Source organism: Corallococcus sp. bb12-1 (assembly GCF_026626765.1).
Classification (GTDB): Bacteria; Myxococcota; Myxococcia; order Myxococcales; family Myxococcaceae; genus Corallococcus; species Corallococcus terminator.
Genome location: NZ_JAPNJZ010000001.1, coordinates 628,213 through 653,779 on the forward strand (window position 1 = coordinate 628,213; position 25,567 = coordinate 653,779).

Here is a 25,567-nt window from a genome sequence, read left to right on the forward strand (position 1 = left end):
AGCCGGGCATCGGTTATGTCGGAGGACAGGCATGCACTCCCCTTCCTCTGATTCGCGGCCTCTCGTTGAACTGCGCGCCGTCACCAAGTCCTACGCGGAGGGAGACTCCGTGCGCGAGGTGCTGTCCGGCACGTCGCTCACCCTGCACCGGGGCGAGTTCGTGGTGCTGCTGGGCCGCAGCGGCTCCGGCAAGTCCACGCTGCTCAACCTCATCAGCGGCATCGACCAGGCGACGCAGGGCGAAATCCTGGTGGAGGGCCGCGACCTGGGACGCATGAAGGAGAAGGAGCGCACGCTGCTGCGCCGCGAGCGCGTGGGCTTCATCTTCCAGGCCTTCAACCTGCTGCCCACGCTGACGGTGGAGGAGAACGTGCGGCTGCCCCTGGAGCTGCTCGGGCGCACGGGCGCGGAGGCCGGTGCGCGGGCGCACGAATTGCTCAAGCGCGTGGGACTGGAGGGCCGGGCGAAGAGCTTCCCGGACCGGCTGTCCGGCGGCGAGCAACAGCGCGTGGCGGTGGCCCGGGCCCTGGCCCACGCGCCACCACTGCTCCTGGCGGACGAGCCCACGGGCAACCTGGACGAGGAGACCGGCAAGCACGTGCTGGACCTGCTGGAAGGGCTCACACGGCAGGGTGATGCGTGCGCGCTCATCGTCACGCACGAGCCCGGCATGGCGGCCCGCGCCGACCGCGTCCTGACGATGGAAGGCGGACGGCTGGTGGAGCGGCCCGGCGGCGCGCGCAACAAGGGGATGTCATGAAGGCCCTGCTCGCGCGCTCCAGCCTGCGCCATCTGGGCGGGCACCCGTGGCTCACGGCGCTGTCGCTGCTGGGCATCGCGATGGGCGTGGCGGTGGTGGTGTCCATCGACCTGGCGAGTGGCAGCGCGCTGCGCGCCTTCGAACAGTCCACGGACGTCGTCGCCGGCAAGGCCACGCATCAAATCGTGGGCGGCACGTCCGGACTGCCGGAGGCCGTCTATACGGCGCTGAAGCTGCGCCCGGACGCACCGGAAGCGGCGCCCGTGGTGCAGGGCTTCGTGCAGGTGGAAGGGGGCAACCACCGCACGCTCACGCTGCTGGGATTGGATCCGTTCGCGGAGGCGCCCTTCCGCGACTTCTCCACGGGCAACGCGGTGGGGGACGTGGGCGCACTGCTCACGCAGTCCGGCACGGTGGTGATGGGCGCGAAGACGGCGCGGGTGCTGGGCGTGAAGGTGGGAGACACGCTGCCCGTGACGGTGACGGGGCTGCGCAGGGAGCTGCGCGTGTCCGCCCTGCTGTCCCCCACGCAGGAGACGACGGAGCGTGCGCTGGAGTCGCTGCTGATTTGCGACCTCTCCACCGCGCAGGAGGTGCTGGGCCAGACGGGCCGGCTCACGCGCGTGGACCTGCGCCTGAAGGGGGGCGAAGCGGAGGCCGCAAGACTGAGGGCCGCGCTGCCCCAGGGTGCGGAGCTGATACAGACATCGGGACGCGCGGGCACGGTGGAGCAGATGACGCGGGCGTTCCGCACCAACCTCACCGCGCTGTCGCTGCTGGCGCTCGTGGTGGGGATGTTCCTCATCTACAACACGATGACGTTCTCGGTGGTGCAGCGGAGAGGGATGCTGGGCCGGCTGCGCGCGGTGGGCGTGACGCGCGGAGAGCTGTTCGCGCTGGTGCTGGGCGAGGCGCTGATGCTCGGCATCGTGGGCACCACGGCGGGCCTGCTGCTGGGCATCCTGATGGCCAGCGGGCTCGTGGGCCTCATCACGCGCACCATCAATGATTTGTACTTCGTGGTGAACGTGCGCCGACTGTCCCTGGAGCCGTTCACGTTGTTCAAGGGATTGGGATTGGGCCTGGGCGCCACGGTGCTGGCGGCGCTGGTGCCTGCGTGGGAGGCAGCGCGCGCGACGCCGGTGACGGCGCTGCGGCGTTCATCGGAGGAGGACGCGTCCCACCGCAAGGCCCCCCAGCGCGCGTTGCTGGGATTGGGCATCCTCGCCGTCTCCATCGGCATGCTCGCGTGGCCGACGCAGGCCCTGCCGCCGGCGTATGCGGGACTGTTCGGCGTGATGATGGGCACCGCGCTGCTGGTGCCCTGGGTGACGGAGAAGCTGACGTCCGCGGCGGCGCGGCCCCTGGGCGCGCTGTTCGGTCCGCTGGGGCGCATGGCGGCGCGGGGCGTGACGGCGAGCCTGTCGCGCACGGCGGTGGCCTTGGCCGCATTGATGATCGCGGTGGCGACGACGGTGGGCGTGGGCCTGATGGTGTCCAGCTTCCGGGGCACGGTGGTGGCGTGGCTGGAGTCCGCGTTGCAGGCGGACGTGTTCGTGTCCCCGCCGTCGCTGGTGGCACGGCGGGGAGACTCCGCGCTGGTGCCGGGGCTCGCGGAGAAGCTGCGCTCCACGCCCGGGGTCGAGGCGAGCGGCTCCATCCGTGTGGTGCACGTGCGCATCGATGACGTGGAGACGGACCTGCTGGCCATCGACTTCGCGAAGGGACACGAGCGGTCCTATCGCTTCAAGGAGGGGCGCGCGGAGGACGTGTGGCGGCAGGTGGACGCGTCCCGGGACGCGGTGCTCGTGTCGGAGCCCTTCGCCTTCCATCGCGGCGTGCACGCGGGCGACACCTTGCGCGTGTCCACGGACAAGGGGCCCCACGACTTCCGGGTGGCGGGCGTGTACTTCGACTACGGCTCCGACGTGGGGACCGTGATGATGCCGCGCCCGACGTATGAGCACTGGTATGACGACCGGAGCGTGAGCGGTCTGTCTCTGATTGCTGCGCCGGGGCAGGACGTGGATGAGCTGGTGTCCCGGGTGCGCGACCGCGCGGGCGGTGAGCAGGCCTTGAACGTGCGCGCGAACAAGGCCCTGCGGCAGGCGTCGCTGGAGGTGTTCGACCGAACCTTCACCATCACGCAGGTGCTGCGCCTGCTGGCCATTGGCGTCGCGTTCGTGGGCGTGTTGAGCGCGCTGATGTCCCTGCAACTGGAACGGGCGCGCGAGTTCGCGGTCCTGCGAGCGACGGGGCTCACGCCGGGACAACTGTGGGGCATGGTGTCGTTGCAGACGGGCCTGCTGGGATTGCTCGCGGGGCTCTTCTCCATCCCACTGGGGCTGGCCCTGGCGTACGTGCTGGTGCACGTCATCAACCAGCGCTCGTTCGGGTGGACGTTGCAGTTGGTGGTGTCACCCGGCGTGGTGGGACAGGCGATGTTGCTGTCATTGGTGGCGGCGGCGCTCGCGGGACTGTACCCGGCGTGGCGGATGGCGCGCGCGAACCCGGCGATGGCGTTGCGGGAGGAGTGAGACATGGGCCGCGGACTCGTCATCGGGGTGGTGTTGGTGCTGGCCGCGCTGGGCGTGACGGTGGGCGTGGTGATGCGGGACACGGAGGAAGCGGGCCAGCAGCGCTCCGGCACGATGACGGTCGCGGGAGCGCTGGGAGGAGAGGGCAGCCTGGAGGGCTATGCGCGCGCCGTCGAGCCCCGCCCCTTCCACTTCCCGGAGGACCACGGCCCCCACCCGGACTTCCGCACCGAGTGGTGGTACTGGACGGGCAATCTGGAGACGGAGGACGGGCGGGCCTTCGGCTACCAGTTCACGCTGTTCCGCAGCGCGCTGTCGCCGGAGCAGCCCGGCCGGGGCTCGGCCTGGGGCACGCGGCAGGTCTTCATGGGGCACTTCACGGTGACGGACGTGAGCGCCGGACGCTTCCACGTCACCGAGCGCTTCAGCCGCGCGGCCGTGGGACTGGCGGGCTCGGAGGGGTCCCCCTTCCATGTCTGGCTGGAGGACTGGGACGTCCGGAGCGAAGGCGCTGCGGGCACCTGGCCCATGCACCTGCGCGCCCAGGGCGACGGCGTGACGCTGGACCTGGTGATGGACGAAGGCAAACCGCCGGTGCTCCAGGGCGACCGGGGGCTGAGCCAGAAGAGCCAGGAGAAGGGCAACGCGTCCTATTACTACTCCCTGACGCGCATGCCCTCGCGGGGCACGGTGTCCGTGGATGGGCAGACGGTGTCCGTGAAGGGCGAGAGCTGGATGGACCGCGAGTGGAGCACCAGCGCGCTCGGGCCTGGACTGGTGGGCTGGGATTGGTTCGCGCTCCAGCTCTCCGACGGCAGCGAGCTGATGAACTACCAGCTCCGGAACAAGGACGGCAGTGCGGACCCCTTCAGCGCGGGCACCTGGAATCCGCCCACCGGGGACGCCGTGCACCTGACCCGCGAGGACGTGAAGCTGGAGGTGCTGGACACCTGGAAGAGTCCGCGCGGGACGAAGTACCCGTCACGCTGGCGCGTCCAGGTGCCCAAGCTGTCATTGGACCTCACCGTGACGCCGAAGCTCGCGGACCAGGAGCTGCCGGTGAGCGTGCGCTACTGGGAGGGCACGGTGTCGCTGGAGGGCACGCGTGAGGGCAAGCCCGTGCAGGGACGCGGCTACGTGGAGCTGACCGGGTACGCGGATGCCGCGCGGCGCGAGGACCCGACGACCCGCAGCCGCACGCCGTAGCCCCCGCAGCGACAGCGCCAGTTAAGCCAGGAGGCCGTGCTCCAGAGCGGCCCCACTCTCCGTGCAGGACATTCGAGGCAAGGCGTCCAACGCAGGTGACGTGGCACCTGGGCTAGGTTGCACACCATGAACGTCCTCGTCACTGGTGCCACCGGCCTCATCGGCAATGCCATCGCCCATCGGCTCGCGAAGCGTGGGGACTCCGTCCGCGCTCTGGTGCGGGATGTCAGCAAGGCCGCGCCCCTGCTGCCACCCTCCGTGCAGTGCATCCAGGGCGACATCACCGCCCCCGCGTCGCTGCCGGCCGCGATGCAGGGTGTGGACCTCGTCTTCCACGCCGCGGGCATGCCGGAACAATGGCACCGCGACGATTCCATCTTCGACCGCGTGAACCGACAGGGCAGCGTGAACGTCCTGTCCGCCGCGCACGCCGCGAAGGTGCGCCGCGTCGTCTACACCTCCACCATGGATGTCTTCGCCGCGCCCCGGGGCGGGGAGCTCGTCGAAGCCAACATCGACCCGCACCCCAAGCCCACCGTCTACGAGCGCTCCAAGCAGGACGCCGAGCGGGCCGTCGAAGCCATCCGCCAGCAGGGTCTGGACGTCGTCTACGTCAACCCGGCCGCCGTCTACGGCCCCAGCCCCGTGCACGTGGGCCTCAACTCCTTCTTCATCCAGCTCCTCAACAAGAAGGCCCCGCTGCTGCCTCCGGGCGGCATGTCCTGCGTCTACGTGGACGGCCTCACCGACGCGCAACTCGCCGCCGCCGAACGCGGCGTCAACGGGGAGCGCTACCTAGTCTCCGACCAGTACATGAGCAACGCGGACCTGGCGCTCGCCATCCACAAGGCCGCTGGCGCGGGAAAGCCTCCCGCCACCGCGCCCGTCTTCCTGATGGAGGCCCTGGCCCGTGCCTCCGCGCCGCTCGCCCGCGTGTTCCCCTTCACGCCGCTCGTCGCGCCCGGACAACTCTCCTTCATGCGCTGGGAGGCCAACGTGAACTCGGCCAGGGCACAGCGCGAGCTGGACTTCCGCCCCACCCCGCTCGAACACGGCGTGGCCCTCACAGTGGCGTTCCTGAGGGAGAAGCGGCTCGTGCCCCAGGGCTGAATCCCCACGGCCCGGATGTCTGTCGTCAGCCCCGCCAGCTCGTGTCAGTGGCTGTCATGGGTTGACCCGAACCCGGGAGTGTCGAACATCGCCTCCGTCGGGACAGACCCACTCCCCGGGTTGCTTTTCACGTGGAGTCAGGAAATTGGCGCGACTGGCATTGGGTGCTACCCAGAACGGGTTGGCGCACGTCGTTGCCGGTCCGCCCCCTTCACCCCTCCCCTCCCATGTCCGCTCCCATGCTTCACCGGGCGGCGCCTCCTCACTGGGCGCCGTTGATGGCCGCCGTGTCCGCAGTGTTCGCGCTGGCGGGTTGTCAGCGCGACGTCGCGCCCTCCGCCCCGAGGACCACCCACTTCGCCATCTCCGGCCAGCAGGTGCGGCCGTCGTCCGTGGACGGGAATGCGGAACCGGGCATCCCTGTGGGGGCGCCGGTGTCACCCAATGTCGCGCCCCGCATCACCAGCGCCTTCCAGACCGCTCGAAACATCGGTCCGGGCCATTCAGCGCGCGTCAACGTCCGGGCCATGGATCCGGAGGACACGACCCTGCGCTACGTCTGGGAAGCCACGGTGGGCACGCTGGGGAAGCCCACCGCGCTCGCGGATGGCAGCGAGGCCCGCTGGACCGCACCCGCGTGCGTGGACGCGCAGAAGACGCCTGTCGTGCACGTGCGCGTGACGAATGCGGCGGGCCTGGAGACGCTCCAGACCTTCACGTTGAGTTGGATTGGACCGGCGTGCGCTCCAACGCGAAGCCGCCTGGAGTCCGCGTCCAACGTGGTCGCCACGAAACTGGACGACCGTCCGGCTCAGCGGGAGCCCGGCGCGGACTCGTGGTAGTGAATGGCCCGCCACTCCCCTGCCTTGCGGTGGAAGACGAAGCTCACGCGGCCGTCGTTCGTGAACGGCCCCGCCCCGTCCACCCGCTCCCCCTCGAAGTGATACGTGAAGAAGGCGAAGGCCACCTCGCCCATCACGTCGAGCGCCATGTCTTCCAATGACATCCGCGAGCCCCGCTCCAGGTGCGTGCGCAGGGCGTCGTAGTACTGGGAGATGCCCACCCAGCCCCGAATGGGACGGGCCCGCTCCCGCGGCACGTAGAGCAGCTGCGGATACTCCCGGTCCCAGAGGGCCTGGAGCCTCGCGACGTCCAGCGATTCGAAGCCGCGCCGGTACTGCTCCAGCAACGCCGTGAGCTGTTGCCTGTCCGTGTCCACCGAGGCCATGCGCCCCTCCCTGTCGTACCCGCGCAAAAGAACGTGGAGGTCCGCCCCACAGGGATGACGGACCCCCACGCATGATGTCACCTGCCTGCGATGCGACCTACTCCTTCACCGGCTCCGTCATCCCCGAGCCGCCCATTCCCTGCTGCGCGCGCGGGGCCTCGGTAGAAGGCCTTCAGCGGCACCCTGCCCGCAGCCGCTGATTGTGATTGCGCCCGGAGCACGGAAAGAGGCGCCCACCGGAACGCAATCTGGAGACGCCCCTCATGGCATGGAACCGGGTGGCCCCCGTCCGACCCGGCCGCTCCCTGCGTTCGATGGGCAGGCAGTCACCAGCCGTGCCCTCAAGAACATGCATCCGTTCACCACGCGGTCCCGTAACGCGTCGCCACGGGGAGCCCTCCGCGCCTGCCCGGCTGCCCTCCGGACGGCGACACGGCCGATGGGCGCCCCCACCCGCCACGGGGTGTCACCCTGGCGTACAGGGCCCACTTTAGAACGCACACGCGCTCCCGACGGGTCCTACCCCCGCGCGGGGCGTGCCTGCCACCCACCACCTTCCACGGAGCGACACCATGGCACTGTTATCGAACCTGCTGGCCGCACTGGGCGGCTCTCGCCGCAGCGTCTTCACCGGCGGCGGCTGGAACCGGGGACGCTCTTCCTACGGACGCCGTCCGCGCGGCTATGGCTACCGCGGACGCCAGTCCACCGGCGCGGGTGGCTCCTTCGGCCGGATGCTGCTCGCGGGCCTGGGCGCCTACGGCCTGCGCCGCTTCTTCAACAGCCGCTCGCGCGTCACCGGGTACTGAACCGGACGCCGGATGCGGGTGTCGCCGGGGAGTACCGTGGACTTCCCCCCTGTGATGGCGCGCCCCCAGCCGGCCCCCTCGGGCACGGGAGGGTTCCACGGCCTCCTCCCGGTGCCTGACATCCCGCACGCGCCGTCCGTGCGAGCGCCCTCGCCTGGAGTAGGGTCGGGTTCCATGTCCGGCCCTTCCCGCCGGCGCAAGAGGACTCGCACCCATGGCGAAGGCGAAATACGTCCTGGCACTCGACCAGGGCACCACCGGAACCCACGTCTCCATCCTCGACACGAAGCTCCAGGTGGTGGGGCGCTCCTACAAGGAGCTGACCCAGCACTTCCCGAAGCCGTCGTGGGTGGAGCACGACCTGAACGAAATCTGGTCCACCAGCGAGTGGTGCATCGCGCGCGCGCTCAAGGACGCGGGCCTCACCGGCAAGGACATCGCCGTGGTGGGCATCACCAACCAGCGTGAGACCACGGGACTGTGGACCCGCGACGGCGGCGAACCCCTGGCGCGCGCCATCGTCTGGCAGGACCGCCGCACCGCGGACATCTGCCAGGAGCTCAAGAGCCAGGGCGTGGAGCCCCGCGTGCGCGAGATGACGGGCCTCGTGCTGGACCCGTACTTCTCCGGCACCAAGCTCACCTGGCTCTTCAAGCACCTGAAGGGCGCGAAGAAGCGCGCCGAGAAGGGCGACGTGTGCTTCGGCACCATGGATTCGTGGCTCGTCTACAAGCTCACCGGCGGCGTGGCCCACGTCACCGACGTGTCCAATGCCAGCCGCACCCTGCTCATGGACCTGCGCTCGCTCGAATGGGACAACGAGCTGTGTTCACTGCTGGGCGTTCCCCGTGCATGTCTTCCGGAGATCCGCGGCAACGCGGAGGTGTACGGCACCACGCGCGGCATGAAGAGCCTGCCGGACGGCGTGCTCGTCGCGGGCATGGCGGGAGACCAGCAGGCGGCCCTCTTCGGGCAGGCGTGCTTCAACCCCGGTGAATCCAAGTGCACCTACGGCACCGGCGCCTTCCTCTTGATGAACACCGGCACCCAGCCGGTGCGCTCCACGGCCGGGCTGCTCACCACCGTGGCGTGGAAGCTGGGGGACACCACGCACTACGCGCTGGAGGGCAGCTCCTTCATCGCGGGCGCCGCCGTGCAGTGGCTGCGCGACGGCCTCAAGGTCATCAAGCGCGCTTCGGACGTGGAGGCCCTGGCCGCCAGCGTGAAGGACTCCGGCGACGTCGTCTTCGTCCCGGCGCTCGCGGGCCTGGGCGCGCCGCACTGGCGCCCGGAGGCGCGCGGCCTGTTCGCCGGCATCGACCGCTCCACCACCGTGGCCCACCTGGCGCGCGCGACCCTGGAGGGCGTGGCGCTCCAAATCTATGACCTGGCGGATGCGATGCGCCGCGACAGCGGACACGACATCCCCACGTTCAAGGCGGACGGCGGCGCCGCGGCCAACAACCTGCTCATGCAGTACCAGGCCGACCTGCTGGGTGTGCCGGTGGTGCGTCCGCGCAACCTGGAGACCACCGCCCTGGGTGCGGCGTTCCTGGGCGGCCTGGGCGCAGGGGTGTGGACCAGCCCGGACGACATCCGCCGCGCGTGGAAGGCGGACCGCACCTTCAAGCCGAAGATGAAGGCGGAGGTGCGCGCGCGCCACCTGGAAAAATGGAAGCAGGCGGTTTCACGCGCGTGAGTTGACACACCGAAGAGCGGACACCGCACGCGCGGGGGCTTCCATCGGACGGGGGAGCGGGTAGAACGCGAAGCATGGCCTACGACCGCACGTTGCTCTCCCCGGATGCGCTCCAGACCTTCCTCGCGAAACATCCCGCCTGGACGCACGAGGGCGGGATGATCCGCCGCGTCTATGAGGCGCCCTCCTTCCTGGAGGGCATCGCCTTCGTGGAGAAGGTGGCGAGGGCCGCGGAGGCCGCCAACCACCATCCGGACATCGACATCCGGTGGCGCAAGGTGACGCTGGCGCTGGTCACCCACGACGCGAACGGCATCACCTTCCGCGACACCGATTTGGCCACGGAGGCGGACCGCCTCTTCGACGAAGGGGCCGGCGATCGGTGATTCAAGGCTTGCGTGGCACGGCGTGGGCCCTGGCGTGCGCGGTGTGTCTCATCGCGTCCGCCTCCCCCGCCCAGGATGAAGTCCCCACCGAGCCCCGCCCGGAGCGGCTGTACCTCAACTCCGGCGCGCTCCTGGGCGCGTCGCGCGTGGTGGGCATGGGCGGCGCGTACGTGGGCATCGCGGAGGGCACCGGCGGCTTCGCCAGCAACCTCACCGCCCTGGCGCAGCGCAGCCCCACGCTGGAGCGCGACTGGGACATCGGCATCACCCTGTCCGCGTTGGACCTGCCCTTCACCGGGACCCAACGTCGGGACCTGGACAACGACGGCCGGGCCGACGAAACCGTGAACAGCCGCCAGCTGCTGGGCGCGCTGATGCTGCAATACAAGCGCTTCGGCGTCGGCTTCCTGTGGCGCAACAGCACCGCCGGCTACTGCATCACCGCCGGCTGCCGGGGCCAGGGTGAGAAGCTCAACACCTCCCTCTCCCAGTCCGCGCTCGCGGGCTCCATCGCCTTCGGCCAGGACGACTTCATCCTGGCGATGGGCATCTTCTCCGCGGAGGCGAGCTTCAGCGAGGAGGGGAACGAGTCCTGGCGCTACGGCGACTCCGGGGTAGCGGTGGACATGCTGTTCCGCCCGCACGGGCGGCCCTACCGCATTGGCGTGGTGGTACGGCCGGAGGTGGTGGCCGGCTGGCGGCCCGACGAGGGCCAGGGCGCGGTCATCGCGGGGCGACAGATCTACTCGGCCGTGGTGTCGCCCGCGGTGCTGTCCATTGGCGCCAGTTGGCGGCTGGGCGAGGGCGCGCACCGCTACAACCGGCTGTCCCCGGCCGCGCGGCGGCAGCTCCTGGTGGAAGGGGATGATCTGCCGGTGCCGGACGATGGCCCCCGGGACGCCCCGTCCGGCCGGTGGCTCATCACCGCGCAGGTGGACCTCATCTCCAGCGTGAGCAACGCGGTGGCGGCGCGCTCGCTGGCCTCCTCGGACGAGCCGCAGTCCGTGGGCGACTCCACCGCCTTCCAGCCGCGCCTGGGCGCCGAATGGGACACCTTCCCGGGCCGGCTGCGCCTGCGCGCGGGCACCTGGCTGGAGGCGTCCCCCTTCCCGGGCCGCAACCTCCGGCCGCACCTCACCGGCGGCTTCGAGCTGTTCGTGCTGAGCTACTGGGAGGACTGGTCGGTCTCCGCGTCGTTCGACCTGGCGAGCCGCTACACCAACTGGGGCGTCTCCGTCGGCTTCTGGCGGTAGTGTCTGGCTTTGGGGGCGGGTGGGAAAACGCGAGGCCCATCCAGGGTGCTCGCGTCCCCATCCACGGCGCCACAGGCCCCACGCGCGCCACGCGCGGTGCGTTCACCAGCGGGCGACCGAGCAGCCTCCAGGGCAGGCGTTGCTGGTGTGCGACAGCATGAGGACCCTGCCATCCACGGAGGGGATTCCATGTATCTGGGGCGGGGGTGGCGCAGGACTGTCGTGAGTGCGACGGTGCTGGGTTGGGTGGTCGGAGGGGCCTGGGGTTGCGGGGGCGGGACGAAGCCGTCCGACCCGATGGACTGCCAGGACACGGCGGCGGGGTGCCCGGCGGGGCAGCCCGCGGTGCCGAACGACGTTCCACCGCCCCCCACCGAACCGGAGACACCGCCAACGGAGCCAGACACCGGCCCCAACGAAACACCGCCTCCCGACGAGGAGCCGGAGCAGGTGCCGCCCGCGTCGGGCGCCACGCTGTGGCTCGCCAAGGAAGGCTCCGCCCAGGACGACCTGGCGCTGGACCTGGCGGTGGACGCATCCGGGGACTTCTTCAGCGCGGCGGTGCACGACTACGACGACCTGGACGCCCGGGCCCCCACGGACGACTCCGTCCAACTGGTGCTCACCCGACGTTCGGGCGCGGGCCAGACGCTGTGGACGCAGGCCTATGACGTCCGCGTGGCCACGGCGCCCCTGGCGCTGCGCGCCGACGTCCGGGTCCGCATCGCGGCGGATGGCGCGGGCGGCCTGCTGGTGGCCGGCAACCACCAGGGCCTCATCGACCTGGGCACGGGAAAGCTGGGCGACGGCACGTTCGTCGCGAGGCTGTCCGGAGAAGGCGCCACGCTCTGGGCCCACGCATTGCCGGCCCTGACGGTGGCGGACGTGGCGGCGGATGCGCAGGGCCGGCTGTACGTGGCCTATACCGCGCCGGGCACGGTGGACCTGGGCGCGGACGTGAAGGGCCCCAGCGCGGGCGTGGCGGTGTTCGCGCTGGACGGCACCCCGGAGCGGGCCTTCGCCGTGGGACAGGCGGAGTCCGACGGCGCGGGCGCGCAGCCGCTGGCGCTGGCGCTGTCAGAGGACGGCAGCGTCGCGGTGGCGGGGCGGTACGAGGGCACCGTGCGCTTCGGCACCCACACCACGCAGGCGGCGGGGTCGGGCAGTCCGTTCGTGGCGCTGTACCGCGCGAACGGGACGCTCGGGTGGGTGAAGGTCCGGCCGGGCGTGAAGGGCTCCGCGCGGGACGTGAGCCGCGGCCCCACGGGCGACGTGGTGGCCGGCGGTGACTTCCAGGGCGGCTTCTCCTGGGCGAACGCGCCGCTGAAGGGCGCGGCCAACCCCAGCCCCTTCATCGTCGTCACCGCCGCGGATGGCACCGAACGCTGGGCGAGGGAGATGGGTCCGGATGCCCAGATGCAGGGCGTCGCGATGCAGGCCTCCGGCGAGGTGCTGGCGGTAGGCTACACGTACTCGTGGCTGGAGAACGGCGCCACCGGCCAGGACGGCCTGGGCTCCGCGCAGCTCTTCACCCAGCGCTTCGATGCGGCGGGGCAGGCCCTGGTCTCCCGCCTCTTCCTGGGCGTCACGCCGGAGCCTCGCGGGGAGCTGTATGGCGTGGAGGCGGTGCCCGCGGTGGTGCTGATGCCCGACGGCGACGCGGTGCTGTATGGCCATACCGACCGCGTCACCGACTTCGGCGTGGACAAGCTCAAGCCCCTGCGCGGCGACATCTTCCTCTTGCGCGTGAAGTACTGAAGCCAGGCAGCGGAAGAAATGAAAACGGGCCCGGTGCGGATGCACCGGGCCCGTTCGCATGTCTTCAATTCAAGACATCAACCGCCGATTTCGACGTTCTCCAGGACACCCAGCGCGTCGGGGACCAGGAGGGCGGCGGAGAAGTACGTGCTCACCAGGTACTCGCTGATGGCCTTGTCGTTGATGTCCATGCGGCGCACGGAGATGCCCGGCTCCACTTCGTCCGGAAGCTTTCCGGGGTGCAGGCCGATGACGCCCTGATCATCCGCGCCGGTGCGCAGCACGAGGATGGAGCTGGTGCGCGACTCGGTGACGGGGATCTTGTCGCACGGCAGGATGGGAACGCCGCGCCACGCCATCATCTTGCTGCCGGACACGTCCACGACCGTCGGGTAGATGCCCCGGCGATTGCACTCCCGGCCGAAGGCCGCGATGGTGCGCGGGTGGGCCAGGAAGAAGCGTGACTTGCGACGGCGCGACAGCAGCTCGTCCATGTCATCCGGCGTCGGAGGCCCGCTCCGGGTGTTGATGCGCTGCTTCAGGTCCGCGTTGTGCAGCAGCCCGAACTCAGGGTTGTTGATGAGCTCGTACTCCTTGCGCTCCTTCAACGCCTCCAGGGTCAGCCGCAGCTGCTCGGCCGTCTGGTTCATCGGGTCGTTGTAGAGGTCCGCCACGCGGGTGTGCACGCGGAGGATGGTCTGCGCGAGGCTCAGCTCGTACTCGCGGGGCTTCAGCTCGTAGTCCACGAACCCGCCCGCCAGCGTCGGCTCGCCGTGGTGGCCGGCGTTCAGCGGGATGGCGGCCTGACCCGACTTGTCCTGGGGCTTCTTCAGGTTCGCCTTGTACCGGGCCACGTGGGCGGTCAGCGCGGGGGCGTTCTTGATGAGGTCCTCGAACACCTGCTGCGGCAGCGCCATCACGGTGCAGGCCGTGTTCGCCTTCACCGTGAAGGGCCAGACGTCGTTGGACTCCACCACGGCCGAATCGCCGAAGTGGTCGCCGTCCGCGAGCGTGTCCAGCACCACGGGGTCGCCGAACTTGCCGGTGCCCAGCTTCGTCGCCTTGCCGTGCGCGATGAGGAACACGTGCTCGGCGGGCTGACCCGCCTCCACGATGGAGTCACCGGCCTTGTACTGCTTCTGCACGAAACGGCTCGCGAGCGCCCGGACCGTCAGGCCCTCCTCGTCCGAGTCGAAGCCGCGCAGGAGCGGCAGCTTGAGCAGCTCCTGCGGGATGACCTCCACCTTGGTGCCGACATTGGTGAAGTTCAGCCGGTCGTCGCCCACGGAGTAGGTGAGGCGCCGGTTGACGCGGAACACGCCGTTCGTCGCCACCCAGGGCAGCATGCGCAGCAGCCACCGCGGGGAGATGCCCTGCATCTGCGGCTGGGACTTGGTGGTCGTCGCCAGCTGGCGTGCACCGGCCGTACTGAGGCTGGAGTGCTCGGTGTCGCCGTTGTTGATGGGATTCGCCATGAAGAGAGCTCCGGAAGGTGCGTAGGGGACCGGGAACTACGAGCGACCGATTTCGACGCTCTCCAGGATGCCCAGCGCGTCCGGGGTGAGGACGGCCGCGGAGAAGTACGCGGTGACCAGGTAGTTCATGATGGCCTTCTCGTTGATGCCCATGAACCGGACGTTGAGGCTGGGCTCGATCTCGTCCGGGATGCCGGCCTGGTGCAGACCGACGACGCCCTGGTTCTTCTCACCCGCGCGCATCAGCATGATGGAGCTGGTGCGGGACTCGGTGACGGGGATCTTGTTGCAGGAGACGATGGGGATGCCGCGCCAGGCGGGGATCATGTTCCCGTTGAAGTCCACGCTGGTGGGGTAGATGCCCTGGCGGTTGCACTCCTGGCCGAACGCGGCGATGGCGCGCGGGTGGGCCAGGAAGAACGACGGCTCCTTCCACACGGTGGACAGCAGCTCGTCCATGTCGTCCGGCGTCGGCGGGCCGCGGCGGGTGTGGATGCGCTGCTTCAAGTCCGCGTTGTGCAGCAGGCCGAACTCACGGTTGTTGATGAGCTCGTGCTCCTTGCGCTCCTTCAAGGCTTCCACGGTCAGACGCAGCTGCTGCTGGGTCTGGTTCATGGGGTCGTTGAAGAGGTCCGCGACGCGCGTGTGGATCTGCAGCACGGTCTGCGCGACGCTCAGCTCGAACTCGCGGGGCGACGTCTCGTAGTCCACGTAGGTGCCGGGCAGCACGGGCTCGCCCTTGTGGCCAGCGGCCAGCTCGATGGCGGCCTGGCCGGACGTGTCCTGCTTCTTCTTGGAGCGGGCCTTGAACTCCTCGATGTGCTTGTTGAGCGACGGGGCCTGGGCCACCACCGCCTCGAAGGCGGACTGCTGGAGGATGAGCACGGTGACGGGCGTCACGGCCTTCACCGTGAACTGCCAGTAGTCCTGCGACTCCAGCAGCGCCTGGTAGCTGTAGTGGTCGCCGTCGGCCAGCGTCTCCAGCACGGTGGGCTCGCCGTACTTGCCGGCGCCAATGCGGTTCACCTTGCCGTGCGCGATGAGGACGATGGAGTCGGCTTCCTTGCCGGCCTCGGTGATGACCTCACCGGCCTTGTACTCCTTCTGCGTGAAGCGGTTGGCCAGGGCGGAAAGCACTTCCGCGTCCTCGTAGCCGCGCAGCAGGGGCAGCTCGCCCAGCTCCGCCGGGATGACCTGCACCTTGGCGCCGGTGCTGGTGAAGGTGACGCGGCCGTCGCCCACGGCGTAGCTCATGCGGCGGTTGACGCGGTACGTACCGCCGGACACCTGCACCCACGGCAGCAGCTTGAGCAGCCACCGCGAGGAGATGCCCTGCATCTGCGGCTCGGACTTGGTGGTCGTCGCCAGCTGACGTGCCGCCGCGGTCCCGAGGCTCAGCGAGTTCTCATCGTGCGTCTTGGAGTTCGACATGGGTCACCTTTCCCTAGGTTGAAAAGCCAGAAATTGAAGAATCAAAGCCTGTTCACTACCAAAGCCAGAATCAGGGGCGCTCGCGCTTGAACAACTCCGCGACTCGCAGCGCGGACGTGCCCAGCGCGCCAAGACTGCCGATGTTGCCGGTCTTGAACTTGGGCATGGCCGCGTCTCGCAATTCGAATTCCTTGTAGCGGTCCACCGCCGCGTGCCACATCGGGATGCCCGCCATCCACTGCTGGAGCTGCTCCACGTACTTGTGCAGCTTCTCCTGCGCGTCCGTGTCCAGGTCGAAGGAGCGGATGACCACCGGGATCTCCTTGGCGACCAGATGCTCGAACTGCTTCATCCGAGCCGTCATCAGGTGGTTCAGCACGAGGACGGCCTGGTCCTTGTCCACGCCCAGGAACTTCTGGACCACCAGCACGCCGTTGTTCAGCTCGCCCTCGAACTCAATCTCCTTCTGGTAGGAGAAGATGTCGTTGACGAAGCAGGCGTAGTCGGCGGCCGAGTTCTCCAGCGCGCGCAGCGTGCGCGTCTTGAAGACGGCCTCCGGGATGGCGTCGCCCTTGGACAGCCGCGACAGGCTCATGGTGAGGTCGGAGCCGAACGTCTTGCGACGCATCTCCACGTAGTCCACCGGGTCCGGCACGCGGTTGAGGATCTGGTTGTTCAACTCCCAGACCCAGCTCTCCGTCATGTCCTGGATGGCCTTGCGGAACAGCTTGCGGCCGTAGGCGGAGAGCGGGCCGGCCGTGCGCTTCCACAGGTCCGCCAGGCCCACCTCCACCGGGTTGGTGGGCACCGCGGCGTTCACGGCCTCCACGTCATCCGGCATGAACTGCGTGAGGCGCGCGTTGAACAGCTTCGCGCCCGGCATGTCGCGCGTGTAGCTATAGAGCGCGGGGAAGTAGTCGTCCGCGTAGGTGCCCCACACCAGCCAGCACGCCGTCAGGTCCAGTTGTTCGGGGAGCGCGTCCGGGTGGATGAGCGCGCCGCAGAGGGCCACGTCCGCGACGTCGAACTTGTGGTCGTCCCAGATGTAGAGGCCCACGCCGGGCAGCTCGTCCAGCATGCCCATCCGGCGCGCCCAATCCTTGGAGTTGCGCCGCGCGCGCTCCAGGTGGGGGCTCAGGTAGGTGCTGTAGGGCATGTAGAACTTCGGCAGCGTCACCGGGCCCACGTGCTGGCGGGGGACGTGGCTGAAGCTGCGGGCGCGAGGCCCCAGGCCCAGCGCGCCGGCCGTCAGCGGCAGCTTGATGGCGGACATGCCCAGGCCGGTGGGCAGCGGGATGGACAGCTCCCGGTTCTCCCGTCCGGCGGTCTGGTTCATGTAGCGGTTGGAGCGCATGTGCCACTCGTGGCCGCCGGACTGCCAGTCCTGGAGGCCGCGCAGGTACAGCATCACCTGCGCCTGCTCCGCCGGGTTCAGGCCGTACTCCGCGAAGAGCCAGGGCAGCTCCGTGGCGGCGGTGTTCTCGAACTGCTGGAGCCGGGACGTCAGCAGGTCGTTGACCAGGTCCGCGGCGCGCTGCGTGTCACACTCGAGGAACTTCTCCACCACCAGCACGCCGTTGGAGAGCTCGCCCTCCTCCAGGATTTCGCGCTCGTAGGAGAACAGGTCGTTGCGCAGGTGGACGGCGTCGGAGAACGTGTCCTTGAAGACGCGCATCGGGCGGCTCTGGACGACACGGGCCGGAATCTCCGCGACAGCGTGCTCCACCAGGTCCGACGACCACGGAGCGCCACCGACCTTGCGGCGCATCTCGATGTATTCGATGGGGTTGGAGACGCGCGCCTCGCTGATGTTCTCGATCTCCCACATCGATTCATCGAGCAGGTGCTTGGTGTTCTCGTAGAAGCGGCGGCGCCACTCCATGGACATGGAGGGCACGGTGCGCTGCCACAGGTTCCACAGGCCGCGCTCCACCGCGTTGGTGGGCTCCGGCGGCGTCTGCGCCAGGTCCAGCGGCATGAACAGCGGCAGCCGGTCCAGGTACGCCTGACCGCCCTGGATGTCGCGCGAATACTTGTAGACCTCCAGGAAGTGGTCGTCGAAGTAGAAGACCCAGACGTACCAGTCGGTGATCAGGTCCAGCTCGACGCTCGGCGCTTCCGGGTGCGTGTACGCGCAGAGCAGCGCGTAATCCATGCCGTCGAAGCGACGCTCGCTCCAGACTTCGCGCTGCGTTCCGTCGTTCGCCGGGCCCAGGATGCCCATCTCGTACGACCACGCCTTCGTGTGGACGCGGGCCTCTTCGAGGTGGGGGTTCAGGCGCGCGGGCCAGGGAACGTAGAAATCGGGCAGCTCGAACGGCTGCTTGTGACGCGCCTTGGACATGATGACCCCTCGTTGGAACCGCAGCCCTTGTAGTGATGTTGGTAACCCGACTCCACGGTAAACGTGGTGCCCCGGAGAATTTGAATAATCTCGGGAATTAGGAATGTCGGACCGGGTTGTCCTTCACCCACCGTCCGTCATGGGTTTGTTTCCGTGGTGGCGGGAACCCGGCGGAGATTGGCATTTCCGCCACTCACGGTGCGCGCGGGACGACAGGCAAAAGGCATCCACCGGCGGGACGTTCCGACCCGTCGCGAAAGGATCCGCATGCTTGCCCAAATCGTCCTCTTCGACGGCTTCGACCTGCTGGATGCGCTGGCCCCCTATGAGGTGCTGTGGGCGGGCGGCGACATCGCGGGGGGCGCGTTGAAGGTGGAGCTCGTTTCGTTCGAGGGCGCCCGCGAGGTGCCGAGCACTCCCACAGGTATGTCGGTGAAGGCAACGGGCCGCATCGACCTGGAGCGCGCGGACCTGATCATTGTCCCGGGCGCTGCGGGCTCATTGGGCGGAAGTGGACCGGGCTCCATTCCGGCGCTGCTCGCCAACGCCGTGGGGACGGGACTGGCGGACGTGCTCCATCAGGCGCTGGCGAAGCCGGGGCTCACGGTGGGCACGGTGTGCGGAGGTTCGCTGCTGCTGGGCATGGCGGGGCTGTTGAAGGGACGCCGCGCCACCACGAACCACGCGGCGCTGGACGCACTGAAGGCCACGGGGGCGGACGTCATCGCCGCGCGCATCGTGGACGACGGAAACCTGGTGACGGCCGCGGGCGTCACGTCCGGATTGGACCTGGGCGTGTACCTGCTGGAGCGCACGGTGGGGCCTCGCGTCGCGCACGGCGTGGAAGCGCTCTTCCAGTTCGAACGGCGCGGCACGGTGTGGCGCGCGCAGGGCCACGAAGCCCTGGCCTGGTGAAGTCCTCCCTCCCCTCCCCCGAGAGAACATCCATGAACGACCTCACGAACATCACGGAGCATCCCGAACCGCTCCAGTTGGGCATGTTGCTCTACCCGAATCTCACGTTGCTGGACCTCGTCGGTCCCCAGGCCGTGCTGGGCATGCACGCTCGGACGCATCTGGTGTGGAAGACACTGGACGTCGTGATGTCCGACTCCGGCGTGGGCATCCAGCCGACCGCGACGCTCGACACGTGCCCGAAGGACCTGGACATCCTGTTCGTGCCGGGCGGGATGGGCACCGCGCAGGCCATGGAGGATCCGACGCTGCTCCAGTTCCTGTGGGACCGGGCACCGCGCGCCCGCTATGTGACGTCCGTGTGTTCGGGATCTCTGCTGCTGGCTGCGGCGGGCCTGCTGCGGGGCTACCGCTCCACGTCGCACTGGGCGGCGCTCGAATTCCTGCGGGGCTACGGCGCGGAGCCGGTGAAGGCGCGCGTGGTGGTGGACCGCAACCGGTTCTCCGGCGGCGGCGTGACGGCGGGCATCGACTTCGGGCTGACGCTGCTGGCGCACCTTCGCGGCGAGGACACGGCGAAGCTCACGCAGTTGATGCTGGAATACGACCCGGCCCCGCCCTTCAACGCGGGCACGCCGGATGCGGCGGGCCCCGAGATGACAGAGCGGGTGCTCCAGATGCTGGATGAAACCCAGCAGCACCTGCAACGGCTCTCCGACGAAGCCCGGAGTGCTACGGCCGCCTGAGCGGAAGCAGGGGAAGGGCCGCGGCATCATCAGGAGCAAGCCCTCACGAGCCCTCAGGACGGGGGGGCGCTGGCGCCGGAGGTACTGGTTCCGGGTGGGCGGGTGACGGCGTCACAGGGGAAGCCGGCGCCTCGGGCATAGGCGGGGATGGCGAGGCAGGTGGGGCCGTTGGTGCGAGCGGCGTGGCCCCCGCAGCGGTGAAACCGCTGGTCCACCACCACGAAGTACAACTCGAAGCCGCCCTCCATCTTCAGCGCGGTCACCACGCTCGAATTGCAAGAGCGGGGCGTGCTGGACTTCCTGACGGGCACGCTGCGCACACACCGCCAGGGCCTGCCGCGCCCCTCGCTGTTGCCGCTCGCCGAGGCCCCTCGGTTCGCGCACGCCGCATGGGCCGGTGAACTGTGACCATCAAGGCAGGTGGGCGAGGTTGTCGGAGAAGAGCGCATCCAAAAGCGTCGGAGGCGCTTCACCATTGAAGAAGCCCACTCGAAGCCCTGGAAGCGGCACCCCCGCGAAAGCCAGGGGGAAGCGGCGATAGCCGAGCACCTCCTCTATCTGGTGTTCCAGCGCATTCACTTCCTGTCTGACAGTCGCGGGCGGATCAAAAGCGAGCTGGGGTGAGGAAAAGTGCTGGAGGTGAAAGGACCCATCGCCTGCGTCCCCTCTCTTGGGGTGGGGGGCCGCCGCCATGGGGTATTCCGTGGAGGTGGGATGCCAGACCTGGGTCGTGACATAGACAATGTAGAAAGGCGCAAGGACACTGACCGCGGCGGCGATGCGTGTCGCAAGTCGCTCGCCTCCAGGCAACGGCTCTGTGCGGTAGAGAAAACAGCGCATGCACGCCGAGACGTAGGGCTGGGTCCCGTTACCAATGCCTTCACCAGGAAAGGCGCGTTGGAGTCCCTTCATGAGGTTCTTCCAATCGCTCCCATCCAATGCCTTGTTCCATGCTGCCAGGAACCTTGCATGTTCGGGTGTACGCTGGTGGGCTGGCACTGGCTCAGTCAGATCATCCTCCTCCACTGGGAATCCGGTTGGGTAGTACCGCAGCGCGAAATCAATCAATGACTCTTGCGATCCCTCAGTCATTCGCCGTTCCCCTCAGTGGAATGTCGAAATAGATGGGCTCCAAGCCTGGGGTCTGACACTCCGACACACGGGCTCCGGCAATGCGTTCTCTGAGCAGGTGCTCATATTTGTTCTTGAACCGGCGGCACAGGATGGCGATCATCTCTCCTTGCTGAGCCTTGGATAGAATCTCATGAGCCGCCGCGTTGGCCAGAGATGCAACAACCTGCTGGGCAACCTCCAGAGGAACTTCTCTCTGCTGGATGTTGCGGATCGGAACGCCGACCTCGAATCTGCATACATCGGTCGCTCCTGAATCGCCTTCCGTGATGCGCGCATGGATGCAGACAGCCCGCCATCCATCAGGATGCATCTCGGCGGCGTCCACCGCGACGACTGTTTTGAAGCGGAAATGTTCCGGTGTAATGCGTCCAATGACCAAGCCACGCCCGTGGGCGCATCCGCTCTGTCCCAGTGCGCCAACCCACAGGGCTGTCACGAGCACCCACAGGCCTATCCTCCGCGTTGCTTTCCTGGGCGTCATTCCGCTCTCCACTGCCCGGACTTCGTCGTGCCTGAGCCTCCATGCTGGCCGACCTCCCTTTCCCATGGGGAGAGCAAACTCGCCAGGGACTGCTCCCGCAGCCCCTCTCCGGTCTTGAAGCCCCGCCACCCGCCAAGCCGATCCGCGAGGTACCCGGCGGGACTGAGGGCCGGCCGGTTTGCCTCTGGAACGGGGCGGGCGACGAGCCCGTGGAGGTCCACCCGCGTCCGTTCATGTTGGGCGGATGCACCCACACGATCAGACTCGACGGGCTGTCAGGATCCTGCTCGATCGTCAGGTCGCGTGAGTGGATTCCATCGGGCGAAGTTCCACGGAGGTCTGGGACCTACGTGCTGCGATACGAGCTGGCAAAGGAGATCAGTGACCGGCGGTTCGCCAACGTCACTGGAAGGAACTGCCGCTCAATGACGCGGGAAGGTAGATGCCGGTGATGGCGGACCGTCCCATCCCCCGGTCCCCGCAGCGCACGGCGCACTCCCTGGGACGTCTGGAGGAGCACCTGGACAAGGAGATTTGAGCGAAGGGGCGGGCTTGAGCGTGGGCATCCCTGAGAACTCCGGGAGGGAAACCCACCCCCACCAGCGCGACTCCTAACGGCGCGGCGAGCGACGCGACGGGCTCTTGCGAGCACCCGCGCGGGTGTTCTTCCGGGCCGTCGTGCCGCGCTTCGCGGTCGTCTTGCGCGCGGTGCGACCCGCGGCGGCGCGACGGACCGGCGACTTGCGGGCCCCACGCTTGGCGGTGGCGCGCTTCGCCGTTCCACGCTTCGCGGTGGCGCGCTTGGCCGTCCCACGCTTGCCCGCGGCCTTCTTCGCGGAGGGACGCTTGCCGGCCGCCTTCTTCGCGGAGGCGCGCTTCGTGGTCGCACGCTTCGCGGCCCTCGCGCTGCGGCGGGGCGCGGCCTTGCGCGCGCTCTTGCGCTTCCCGGAGGCGCGGCGGCGCGACGGCGTGGCGGACTCACCGACCGGCATCACGGTGTTGGACAGCGACGGGAACTCGTTCGGGTCCTGCGCGTTCGTTTCGGCGTTCATCAACAGCCTCCAGGTTCGAAAACACCTGAAGGGTACGCGCAACCGCATGAAGTCAACCCATGCGCCCCCACGCAGATGCACGCCATCCAACGAATGCTCGCGCGAACGCCATCGCGCGAGGCCGAAAATCCGGCCCCGGCGCGCACGGTTCAACGCTTCGCTACACCGCGCCCTTCAGGAACGCGGCCAGCTTCTCGTACGCCACCGCGAGCGGAGGGATGGGCGCGCTCTCGTGGAGCTGGTGCGCCTGCGCCGTCTCACCGGGCCCGAAGTTCACCGCGTCCACGCCCCACTCACCAAAGCGCGCCACGTCCGTCCACGCCTGCTTCGACGCCGCCGGCAGGCCCGTGAGCGCCATCAGCCGCTGGAAGAGCGGGTTGCCCGCCGCCACCGGTCCACTGGGCGACGCATCCGTGAACTCCACGTCCGCGCGGCCCGCCACCAGCGCCAGCACGTCCTCCTTCGCCTGCGCCACGCTCTTGCCCGGGGCGAAGCGGTAGTTGAGGTTCAGCTCGAACGCCTCCGGCACCACGTTGCGCGCACGGCCTCCCTTGGCGAGCGTCGCGCTCATCACCTCGTAGAAGGGGAAGCCCGCGACGTTCACCTCCACGCGCTCGCGCCCCAACAGCTCCGTGAGGAACGGGCCCGCCTTGTGGATGGCGTTCTCCCCCTGCCACGGCCGCGCCGAGTGCGCGCTGCGCCCGTTGAAGCGCACCGTCACCTGCATGCTGCCGACACAGCCCACCTGCACCACGCCATCCGTGGGCTCCATCGCGATGCCGAAGCTCACGCGCGACAGGTCCGGCCGCTTCTCATACAGCGGGATGAGGCCGCTCTCCGCGTAGGCCCCCTCCTCGCGCTCGTACAACAGGAAGGCCACGTTGACGGGCAGCGTGTCCCGGCGCAGGTCCTCCGCCAGCGCCATCATCACCGCCAGGCCGCCCTTCATGTCGGACGCGCCCAGGCCGTGCACGCGCTCACCCTCGATGCGCGGCGCGCGGCCCACGTCACCCGGATGCATGGGCACCGTGTCCAGATGTCCGATGAGCGCCACCGTGGGCCGGGGGTCGTCCAGCGACCCCAGCAGCAGCGTGTGGCCTACGCGGAAGACGTCTTCACGGCGGAAGTGACGCAGCGCCCAGCCCTCGACGTGGTCCGCGATGGGACCCTCGTGGCCAATGGGGCTGTCGATGCGGCACAACTCGAGCGTCGTATGGGCAAGACGGGCGGCGAGGTCGTTGGAAGCCATGCGCGGCCCACCATACTCCCCACCTCCGCCCACTCCCAGCACGCCGCCCGGGCGCCTACAGGTCCTCGAAGGCCGTCACGCCGTCCAGCACCGTGACGGCGATGCACGCGGGCCCCTGCAGGGCCGTGAAGTCGTGCATGGAGCCGTCCGTCTTCTCCAGCTCCTCGCCCGGCCATACCTCATGGCCGTTGTCCTCGCGAAAGCCGCCCTCCAGCACCAGGTTCCACTCGCGGCCCTGGTGGGTGTGGCGGGGGTAGCGCGCCCCGGGCAGCAGCCGGACGATGGCCGCCATCATCCCCTCGCGCGCGGGGCCCGTCTCCACCGGCATCAACTCCACGCCGTCCACCGGCCCCGGCATCCAGTTGTTCGGATCCGCCATGGACTCCAGCAGCGACAGCGCCCGCTCCTGCGTCACATCCAGGAACGCGGCCACCTGCCCGCCCCAGCGGGCGAAGCGGCCGGGGCCTTCCATCTCCCGCATCAGGCGGGGAAGCGCTTCGGCCGGGGGTGGCACCGGGGCGATCAGCGTCCCGAGCGCATCCACGGCCGGCGTCAGTCGCGCCAGCTCCGCCCGGCACCGGGCACAGCCGTCCAGGTGAAGGGAGGCGGCCTCCCGTGGGGCCGGTTCCAGGGTCCCGAGCAGCCACTCGGGAAGGATGTCGTCGAGGTGTTCCATTGGGTTCTTGGGACCGCGTGGGTCACCGAGGTTCTATACGCGCCCCCGGCGACAGCGGATTTTCCGTCCTCACACGGGGACGGCGAACTCCCGCAGGGCCGCGTTCAGGCTCGTCTTCTGGTCGGTGGACGCCTTGCGCTGCCCGATGATGAGCGCACACGGGACCATGTACTTCCCGGCGGGGAACTCCTTCTCCCGCATCCCGGGAATCACCACGCTCCGGGCCGGCACGCGCCCCTTGTAGACGCGCTCCTCGGGGCCGGTGACGTCGATGATCTGCGTGGAGGCCGTCAGGACGACGTTGGCGCCCAGCACCGCCTCCTCCTCCACCACCACCCCCTCCACCACGATGGAGCGGCTGCCCAGGAAGGCCCCGTCCTCGATGATGACCGGCGTCGCGGAAGGCGGCTCCAGCACGCCGCCCAGCCCCACGCCGCCCGACAGGTGGACATGGCGGCCCACCTGCGCGCAGGAGCCCACCGTGGCCCAGGTGTCCACCATGGTGCCCGCGCCGACCCGGGCTCCGATGTTCACGTAGCCGGGCATCACCACCGCGCCCCGCTCCACGAAGGCCCCGTAGCGCACCGTGCCCGGGGGCACCACGCGCACACCCGCGGCCTCCAGGCCCTTCTTCAGCGGCACCTTGTCGTAGAACTCGAAGGGGCCCACCTCCATCACCCGCATCTCCGACACCGCGAAGAACAGGAGGATGGCCTCCTTCACCCAGGCATTCACCCGCCAGCCTTCAGGGCCCTTCTCCGCGACGCGCAATTCGCCGGCATCCAGCAGCGCCAGCGTTTCGCGCACCGCCGCCACGGTATCCACGTCCTTCAGCTTCGCGCGGTCCGCGAAGGCCGCGGACACCCTCTGGGAGAGGTCTTCGATGGAGGTGGCCATGGCCCGGGTTGAATCACACTTCAGCTTTTCGCGCCGCACCCGAGTGTCTTTCGTCCACCCCTACCGGAAGCCCGGCATCAGACGTGCGAAGCCCCCGGAATCTGGGCCAGCGGAAGGGTCTGGGTCGGGATTTCCCCGTGAAACATGGGGTCCGCCTTTGTCAGCGGGCCGGTGCCCTCGCGCAGGAGGACAGAGCCCTGGAGCACCCGTCCCACGGCGGACAGGGGCACCTCCTTCCAGTGCCGGTTGAACGGCGAGCGCCGGACATAGAGGTGCTCCTGGCCGATGAGCGCCACGTACCCCAGCAGGGCCCCGTTCGAGTCACGTACGCGCATGCCGCTGATGATGGAGCGCCGTTCGAACGGCGTGTCGTCGAAAGCCATCGGTCGTCACCTCCCTTTGATGAGGCAGAGGAAGCAAA

General features: G+C 69.0%; 24 protein-coding genes. 12 read left to right on the forward strand and 12 right to left on the reverse strand.

Annotated elements, in window-relative coordinates; genetic code table 11:
- Positions 1–31 precede the first annotated feature (31 nt).
- The 5 genes from OV208_RS02600 to OV208_RS02620 all read left to right on the forward strand — a co-directional run bounded on the left by OV208_RS02600 (position 32) and on the right by OV208_RS02620 (position 6,455).
- Entirely contained in the window at positions 32–760 is a 729-nt protein-coding gene (locus OV208_RS02600; protein ID WP_267572184.1) for an ABC transporter ATP-binding protein, read from the forward strand.
- Positions 757–3,297 carry an FtsX-like permease family protein gene (locus tag OV208_RS02605; RefSeq protein WP_267572185.1) on the forward strand — a complete coding sequence of 847 codons (2,541 nt, stop codon included), beginning with the start codon at positions 757–759 and terminating at the stop codon, positions 3,295–3,297. Before OV208_RS02600 ends, OV208_RS02605 begins: the two co-directional genes overlap by 4 nt.
- 3 nt (positions 3,298–3,300) lie before the next feature.
- Positions 3,301–4,503 (forward strand): lipocalin-like domain-containing protein, encoded by a 1,203-nt coding sequence (locus OV208_RS02610; protein ID WP_267572186.1) that lies wholly within the window; start codon positions 3,301–3,303, stop codon positions 4,501–4,503.
- A gap of 126 nt (positions 4,504–4,629) precedes the next feature.
- Complete coding sequence (locus tag OV208_RS02615; protein WP_267572187.1) at positions 4,630–5,613, forward strand: SDR family NAD(P)-dependent oxidoreductase; 984 nt, start codon at positions 4,630–4,632, stop codon at positions 5,611–5,613.
- 287 nt (positions 5,614–5,900) lie between these two features.
- Positions 5,901–6,455 carry a hypothetical protein gene (locus tag OV208_RS02620; RefSeq protein WP_267572188.1) on the forward strand — a complete coding sequence of 185 codons (555 nt, stop codon included), beginning with the start codon at positions 5,901–5,903 and terminating at the stop codon, positions 6,453–6,455.
- Here OV208_RS02620 and OV208_RS02625 read toward each other — a convergent pair.
- A complete protein-coding gene (locus tag OV208_RS02625) occupies positions 6,425–6,841 on the reverse strand; it encodes a YybH family protein (RefSeq protein ID WP_267572189.1) in 417 nt (138 codons plus the stop codon). The genes OV208_RS02620 and OV208_RS02625 overlap by 31 nt on opposite strands.
- A gap of 572 nt (positions 6,842–7,413) precedes the next feature.
- Between OV208_RS02625 and OV208_RS02630 the strand changes: the two genes are divergently transcribed.
- The 5 genes from OV208_RS02630 to OV208_RS02650 all read left to right on the forward strand — a co-directional run bounded on the left by OV208_RS02630 (position 7,414) and on the right by OV208_RS02650 (position 12,746).
- A complete protein-coding gene (locus tag OV208_RS02630; protein WP_267572190.1) occupies positions 7,414–7,650 on the forward strand; it encodes a hypothetical protein in 237 nt (78 codons plus the stop codon).
- Positions 7,651–7,864: 214 nt separating this feature from the next.
- Entirely contained in the window at positions 7,865–9,349 is a 1,485-nt protein-coding gene (gene glpK / locus OV208_RS02635; protein WP_267572191.1) for a glycerol kinase GlpK, read from the forward strand.
- A gap of 74 nt (positions 9,350–9,423) precedes the next feature.
- On the forward strand, positions 9,424–9,735 hold the full coding sequence (locus tag OV208_RS02640) for a 4a-hydroxytetrahydrobiopterin dehydratase (RefSeq protein WP_267572192.1): 312 nt from the start codon (positions 9,424–9,426) through the stop codon (positions 9,733–9,735).
- Complete coding sequence (locus OV208_RS02645) at positions 9,732–10,988, forward strand: hypothetical protein (protein ID WP_267572193.1); 1,257 nt, start codon at positions 9,732–9,734, stop codon at positions 10,986–10,988. Before OV208_RS02640 ends, OV208_RS02645 begins: the two co-directional genes overlap by 4 nt.
- A gap of 222 nt (positions 10,989–11,210) precedes the next feature.
- Complete coding sequence (locus OV208_RS02650; RefSeq protein ID WP_267572194.1) at positions 11,211–12,746, forward strand: hypothetical protein; 1,536 nt, start codon at positions 11,211–11,213, stop codon at positions 12,744–12,746.
- A 77-nt stretch (positions 12,747–12,823) separates the two neighbouring features.
- Here the strand turns inward: OV208_RS02650 and OV208_RS02655 are convergent, their stop codons facing one another.
- The 3 genes from OV208_RS02655 to OV208_RS02665 form a co-directional block, all read right to left on the reverse strand.
- Complete coding sequence (locus OV208_RS02655; protein WP_267572195.1) at positions 12,824–14,221, reverse strand: family 2B encapsulin nanocompartment shell protein; 1,398 nt, start codon at positions 14,219–14,221, stop codon at positions 12,824–12,826.
- Positions 14,222–14,257: 36 nt separating this feature from the next.
- Entirely contained in the window at positions 14,258–15,652 is a 1,395-nt protein-coding gene (locus tag OV208_RS02660) for a family 2B encapsulin nanocompartment shell protein (RefSeq protein ID WP_267572196.1), read from the reverse strand.
- A gap of 70 nt (positions 15,653–15,722) precedes the next feature.
- Positions 15,723–17,996, reverse strand: a complete 2,274-nt coding sequence (locus OV208_RS02665; RefSeq protein WP_267572197.1) for a family 2 encapsulin nanocompartment cargo protein terpene cyclase — start codon at positions 17,994–17,996, stop codon at positions 15,723–15,725.
- A gap of 267 nt (positions 17,997–18,263) precedes the next feature.
- Here OV208_RS02665 and OV208_RS02670 point away from each other — a divergent pair, with 267 nt between their 5' ends.
- Both OV208_RS02670 and OV208_RS02675 read left to right on the forward strand, forming a co-directional pair.
- Complete coding sequence (locus tag OV208_RS02670) at positions 18,264–18,911, forward strand: DJ-1/PfpI family protein (RefSeq protein ID WP_267572198.1); 648 nt, start codon at positions 18,264–18,266, stop codon at positions 18,909–18,911.
- 32 nt (positions 18,912–18,943) lie between these two features.
- Positions 18,944–19,657 (forward strand): DJ-1/PfpI family protein, encoded by a 714-nt coding sequence (locus tag OV208_RS02675; RefSeq protein ID WP_267572199.1) that lies wholly within the window; start codon positions 18,944–18,946, stop codon positions 19,655–19,657.
- Positions 19,658–19,710: 53 nt separating this feature from the next.
- Here OV208_RS02675 and OV208_RS02680 read toward each other — a convergent pair whose 3' ends face one another.
- The 8 genes from OV208_RS02680 to OV208_RS02720 form a co-directional block, all read right to left on the reverse strand.
- A complete protein-coding gene (locus OV208_RS02680) occupies positions 19,711–19,923 on the reverse strand; it encodes a hypothetical protein (protein WP_267572200.1) in 213 nt (70 codons plus the stop codon).
- A 145-nt stretch (positions 19,924–20,068) separates the two neighbouring features.
- Positions 20,069–20,749 (reverse strand): hypothetical protein, encoded by a 681-nt coding sequence (locus OV208_RS02690; RefSeq protein ID WP_267572201.1) that lies wholly within the window; start codon positions 20,747–20,749, stop codon positions 20,069–20,071.
- Entirely contained in the window at positions 20,742–21,233 is a 492-nt protein-coding gene (locus OV208_RS02695) for a hypothetical protein (RefSeq protein WP_267572202.1), read from the reverse strand. Before OV208_RS02695 ends, OV208_RS02690 begins: the two co-directional genes overlap by 8 nt.
- 650 nt (positions 21,234–21,883) lie before the next feature.
- A complete protein-coding gene (locus OV208_RS02700) occupies positions 21,884–22,324 on the reverse strand; it encodes a cell envelope biogenesis protein TolA (protein ID WP_267572204.1) in 441 nt (146 codons plus the stop codon).
- A gap of 160 nt (positions 22,325–22,484) precedes the next feature.
- Positions 22,485–23,573 (reverse strand): succinyl-diaminopimelate desuccinylase, encoded by a 1,089-nt coding sequence (gene dapE, locus OV208_RS02705; protein ID WP_267572206.1) that lies wholly within the window; start codon positions 23,571–23,573, stop codon positions 22,485–22,487.
- Positions 23,574–23,628: 55 nt separating this feature from the next.
- Positions 23,629–24,249, reverse strand: coding sequence for a cupin domain-containing protein (locus OV208_RS02710; RefSeq protein ID WP_267572208.1), 621 nt, complete (start codon positions 24,247–24,249; stop codon positions 23,629–23,631).
- A gap of 69 nt (positions 24,250–24,318) precedes the next feature.
- Entirely contained in the window at positions 24,319–25,146 is an 828-nt protein-coding gene (locus OV208_RS02715) for a 2,3,4,5-tetrahydropyridine-2,6-dicarboxylate N-succinyltransferase (protein WP_267572210.1), read from the reverse strand.
- Positions 25,147–25,223: 77 nt separating this feature from the next.
- Positions 25,224–25,529 (reverse strand): hypothetical protein, encoded by a 306-nt coding sequence (locus tag OV208_RS02720; protein WP_267572212.1) that lies wholly within the window; start codon positions 25,527–25,529, stop codon positions 25,224–25,226.
- Between the last annotated feature and the right edge of the window lie 38 nt (positions 25,530–25,567).

Excerpts from the sequence above, each read along its gene's own strand:
- OV208_RS02660 (WP_267572196.1), bottom strand. The coding sequence starts at position 15,652 with ATGTCGAACTCCAAGACGCACGATGAGAACTCGCTGAGCCTCGGGACC.
- OV208_RS02630 (WP_267572190.1), top strand. The coding sequence starts at position 7,414 with ATGGCACTGTTATCGAACCTGCTGGCCGCACTGGGCGGCTCTCGCCGC.
- OV208_RS02665 (WP_267572197.1), bottom strand. The coding sequence starts at position 17,996 with ATGTCCAAGGCGCGTCACAAGCAGCCGTTCGAGCTGCCCGATTTCTAC.
- OV208_RS02610 (WP_267572186.1), top strand. The coding sequence starts at position 3,301 with ATGGGCCGCGGACTCGTCATCGGGGTGGTGTTGGTGCTGGCCGCGCTG.
- OV208_RS02640 (WP_267572192.1), top strand. The coding sequence starts at position 9,424 with ATGGCCTACGACCGCACGTTGCTCTCCCCGGATGCGCTCCAGACCTTC.
- OV208_RS02670 (WP_267572198.1), top strand. The coding sequence starts at position 18,264 with ATGCTTGCCCAAATCGTCCTCTTCGACGGCTTCGACCTGCTGGATGCG.
- OV208_RS02615 (WP_267572187.1), top strand. The coding sequence starts at position 4,630 with ATGAACGTCCTCGTCACTGGTGCCACCGGCCTCATCGGCAATGCCATC.
- OV208_RS02710 (WP_267572208.1), bottom strand. The coding sequence starts at position 24,249 with ATGGAACACCTCGACGACATCCTTCCCGAGTGGCTGCTCGGGACCCTG.
- OV208_RS02720 (WP_267572212.1), bottom strand. The coding sequence starts at position 25,529 with ATGGCTTTCGACGACACGCCGTTCGAACGGCGCTCCATCATCAGCGGC.
- OV208_RS02655 (WP_267572195.1), bottom strand. The coding sequence starts at position 14,221 with ATGGCGAATCCCATCAACAACGGCGACACCGAGCACTCCAGCCTCAGT.
- OV208_RS02700 (WP_267572204.1), bottom strand. The coding sequence starts at position 22,324 with ATGAACGCCGAAACGAACGCGCAGGACCCGAACGAGTTCCCGTCGCTG.
- OV208_RS02600 (WP_267572184.1), top strand. The coding sequence starts at position 32 with ATGCACTCCCCTTCCTCTGATTCGCGGCCTCTCGTTGAACTGCGCGCC.
- OV208_RS02690 (WP_267572201.1), bottom strand. The coding sequence starts at position 20,749 with ATGACTGAGGGATCGCAAGAGTCATTGATTGATTTCGCGCTGCGGTAC.
- OV208_RS02715 (WP_267572210.1), bottom strand. The coding sequence starts at position 25,146 with ATGGCCACCTCCATCGAAGACCTCTCCCAGAGGGTGTCCGCGGCCTTC.
- dapE (WP_267572206.1), bottom strand. The coding sequence starts at position 23,573 with ATGGCTTCCAACGACCTCGCCGCCCGTCTTGCCCATACGACGCTCGAG.
- OV208_RS02605 (WP_267572185.1), top strand. The coding sequence starts at position 757 with ATGAAGGCCCTGCTCGCGCGCTCCAGCCTGCGCCATCTGGGCGGGCAC.
- OV208_RS02675 (WP_267572199.1), top strand. The coding sequence starts at position 18,944 with ATGAACGACCTCACGAACATCACGGAGCATCCCGAACCGCTCCAGTTG.
- glpK (WP_267572191.1), top strand. The coding sequence starts at position 7,865 with ATGGCGAAGGCGAAATACGTCCTGGCACTCGACCAGGGCACCACCGGA.
- OV208_RS02625 (WP_267572189.1), bottom strand. The coding sequence starts at position 6,841 with ATGGCCTCGGTGGACACGGACAGGCAACAGCTCACGGCGTTGCTGGAG.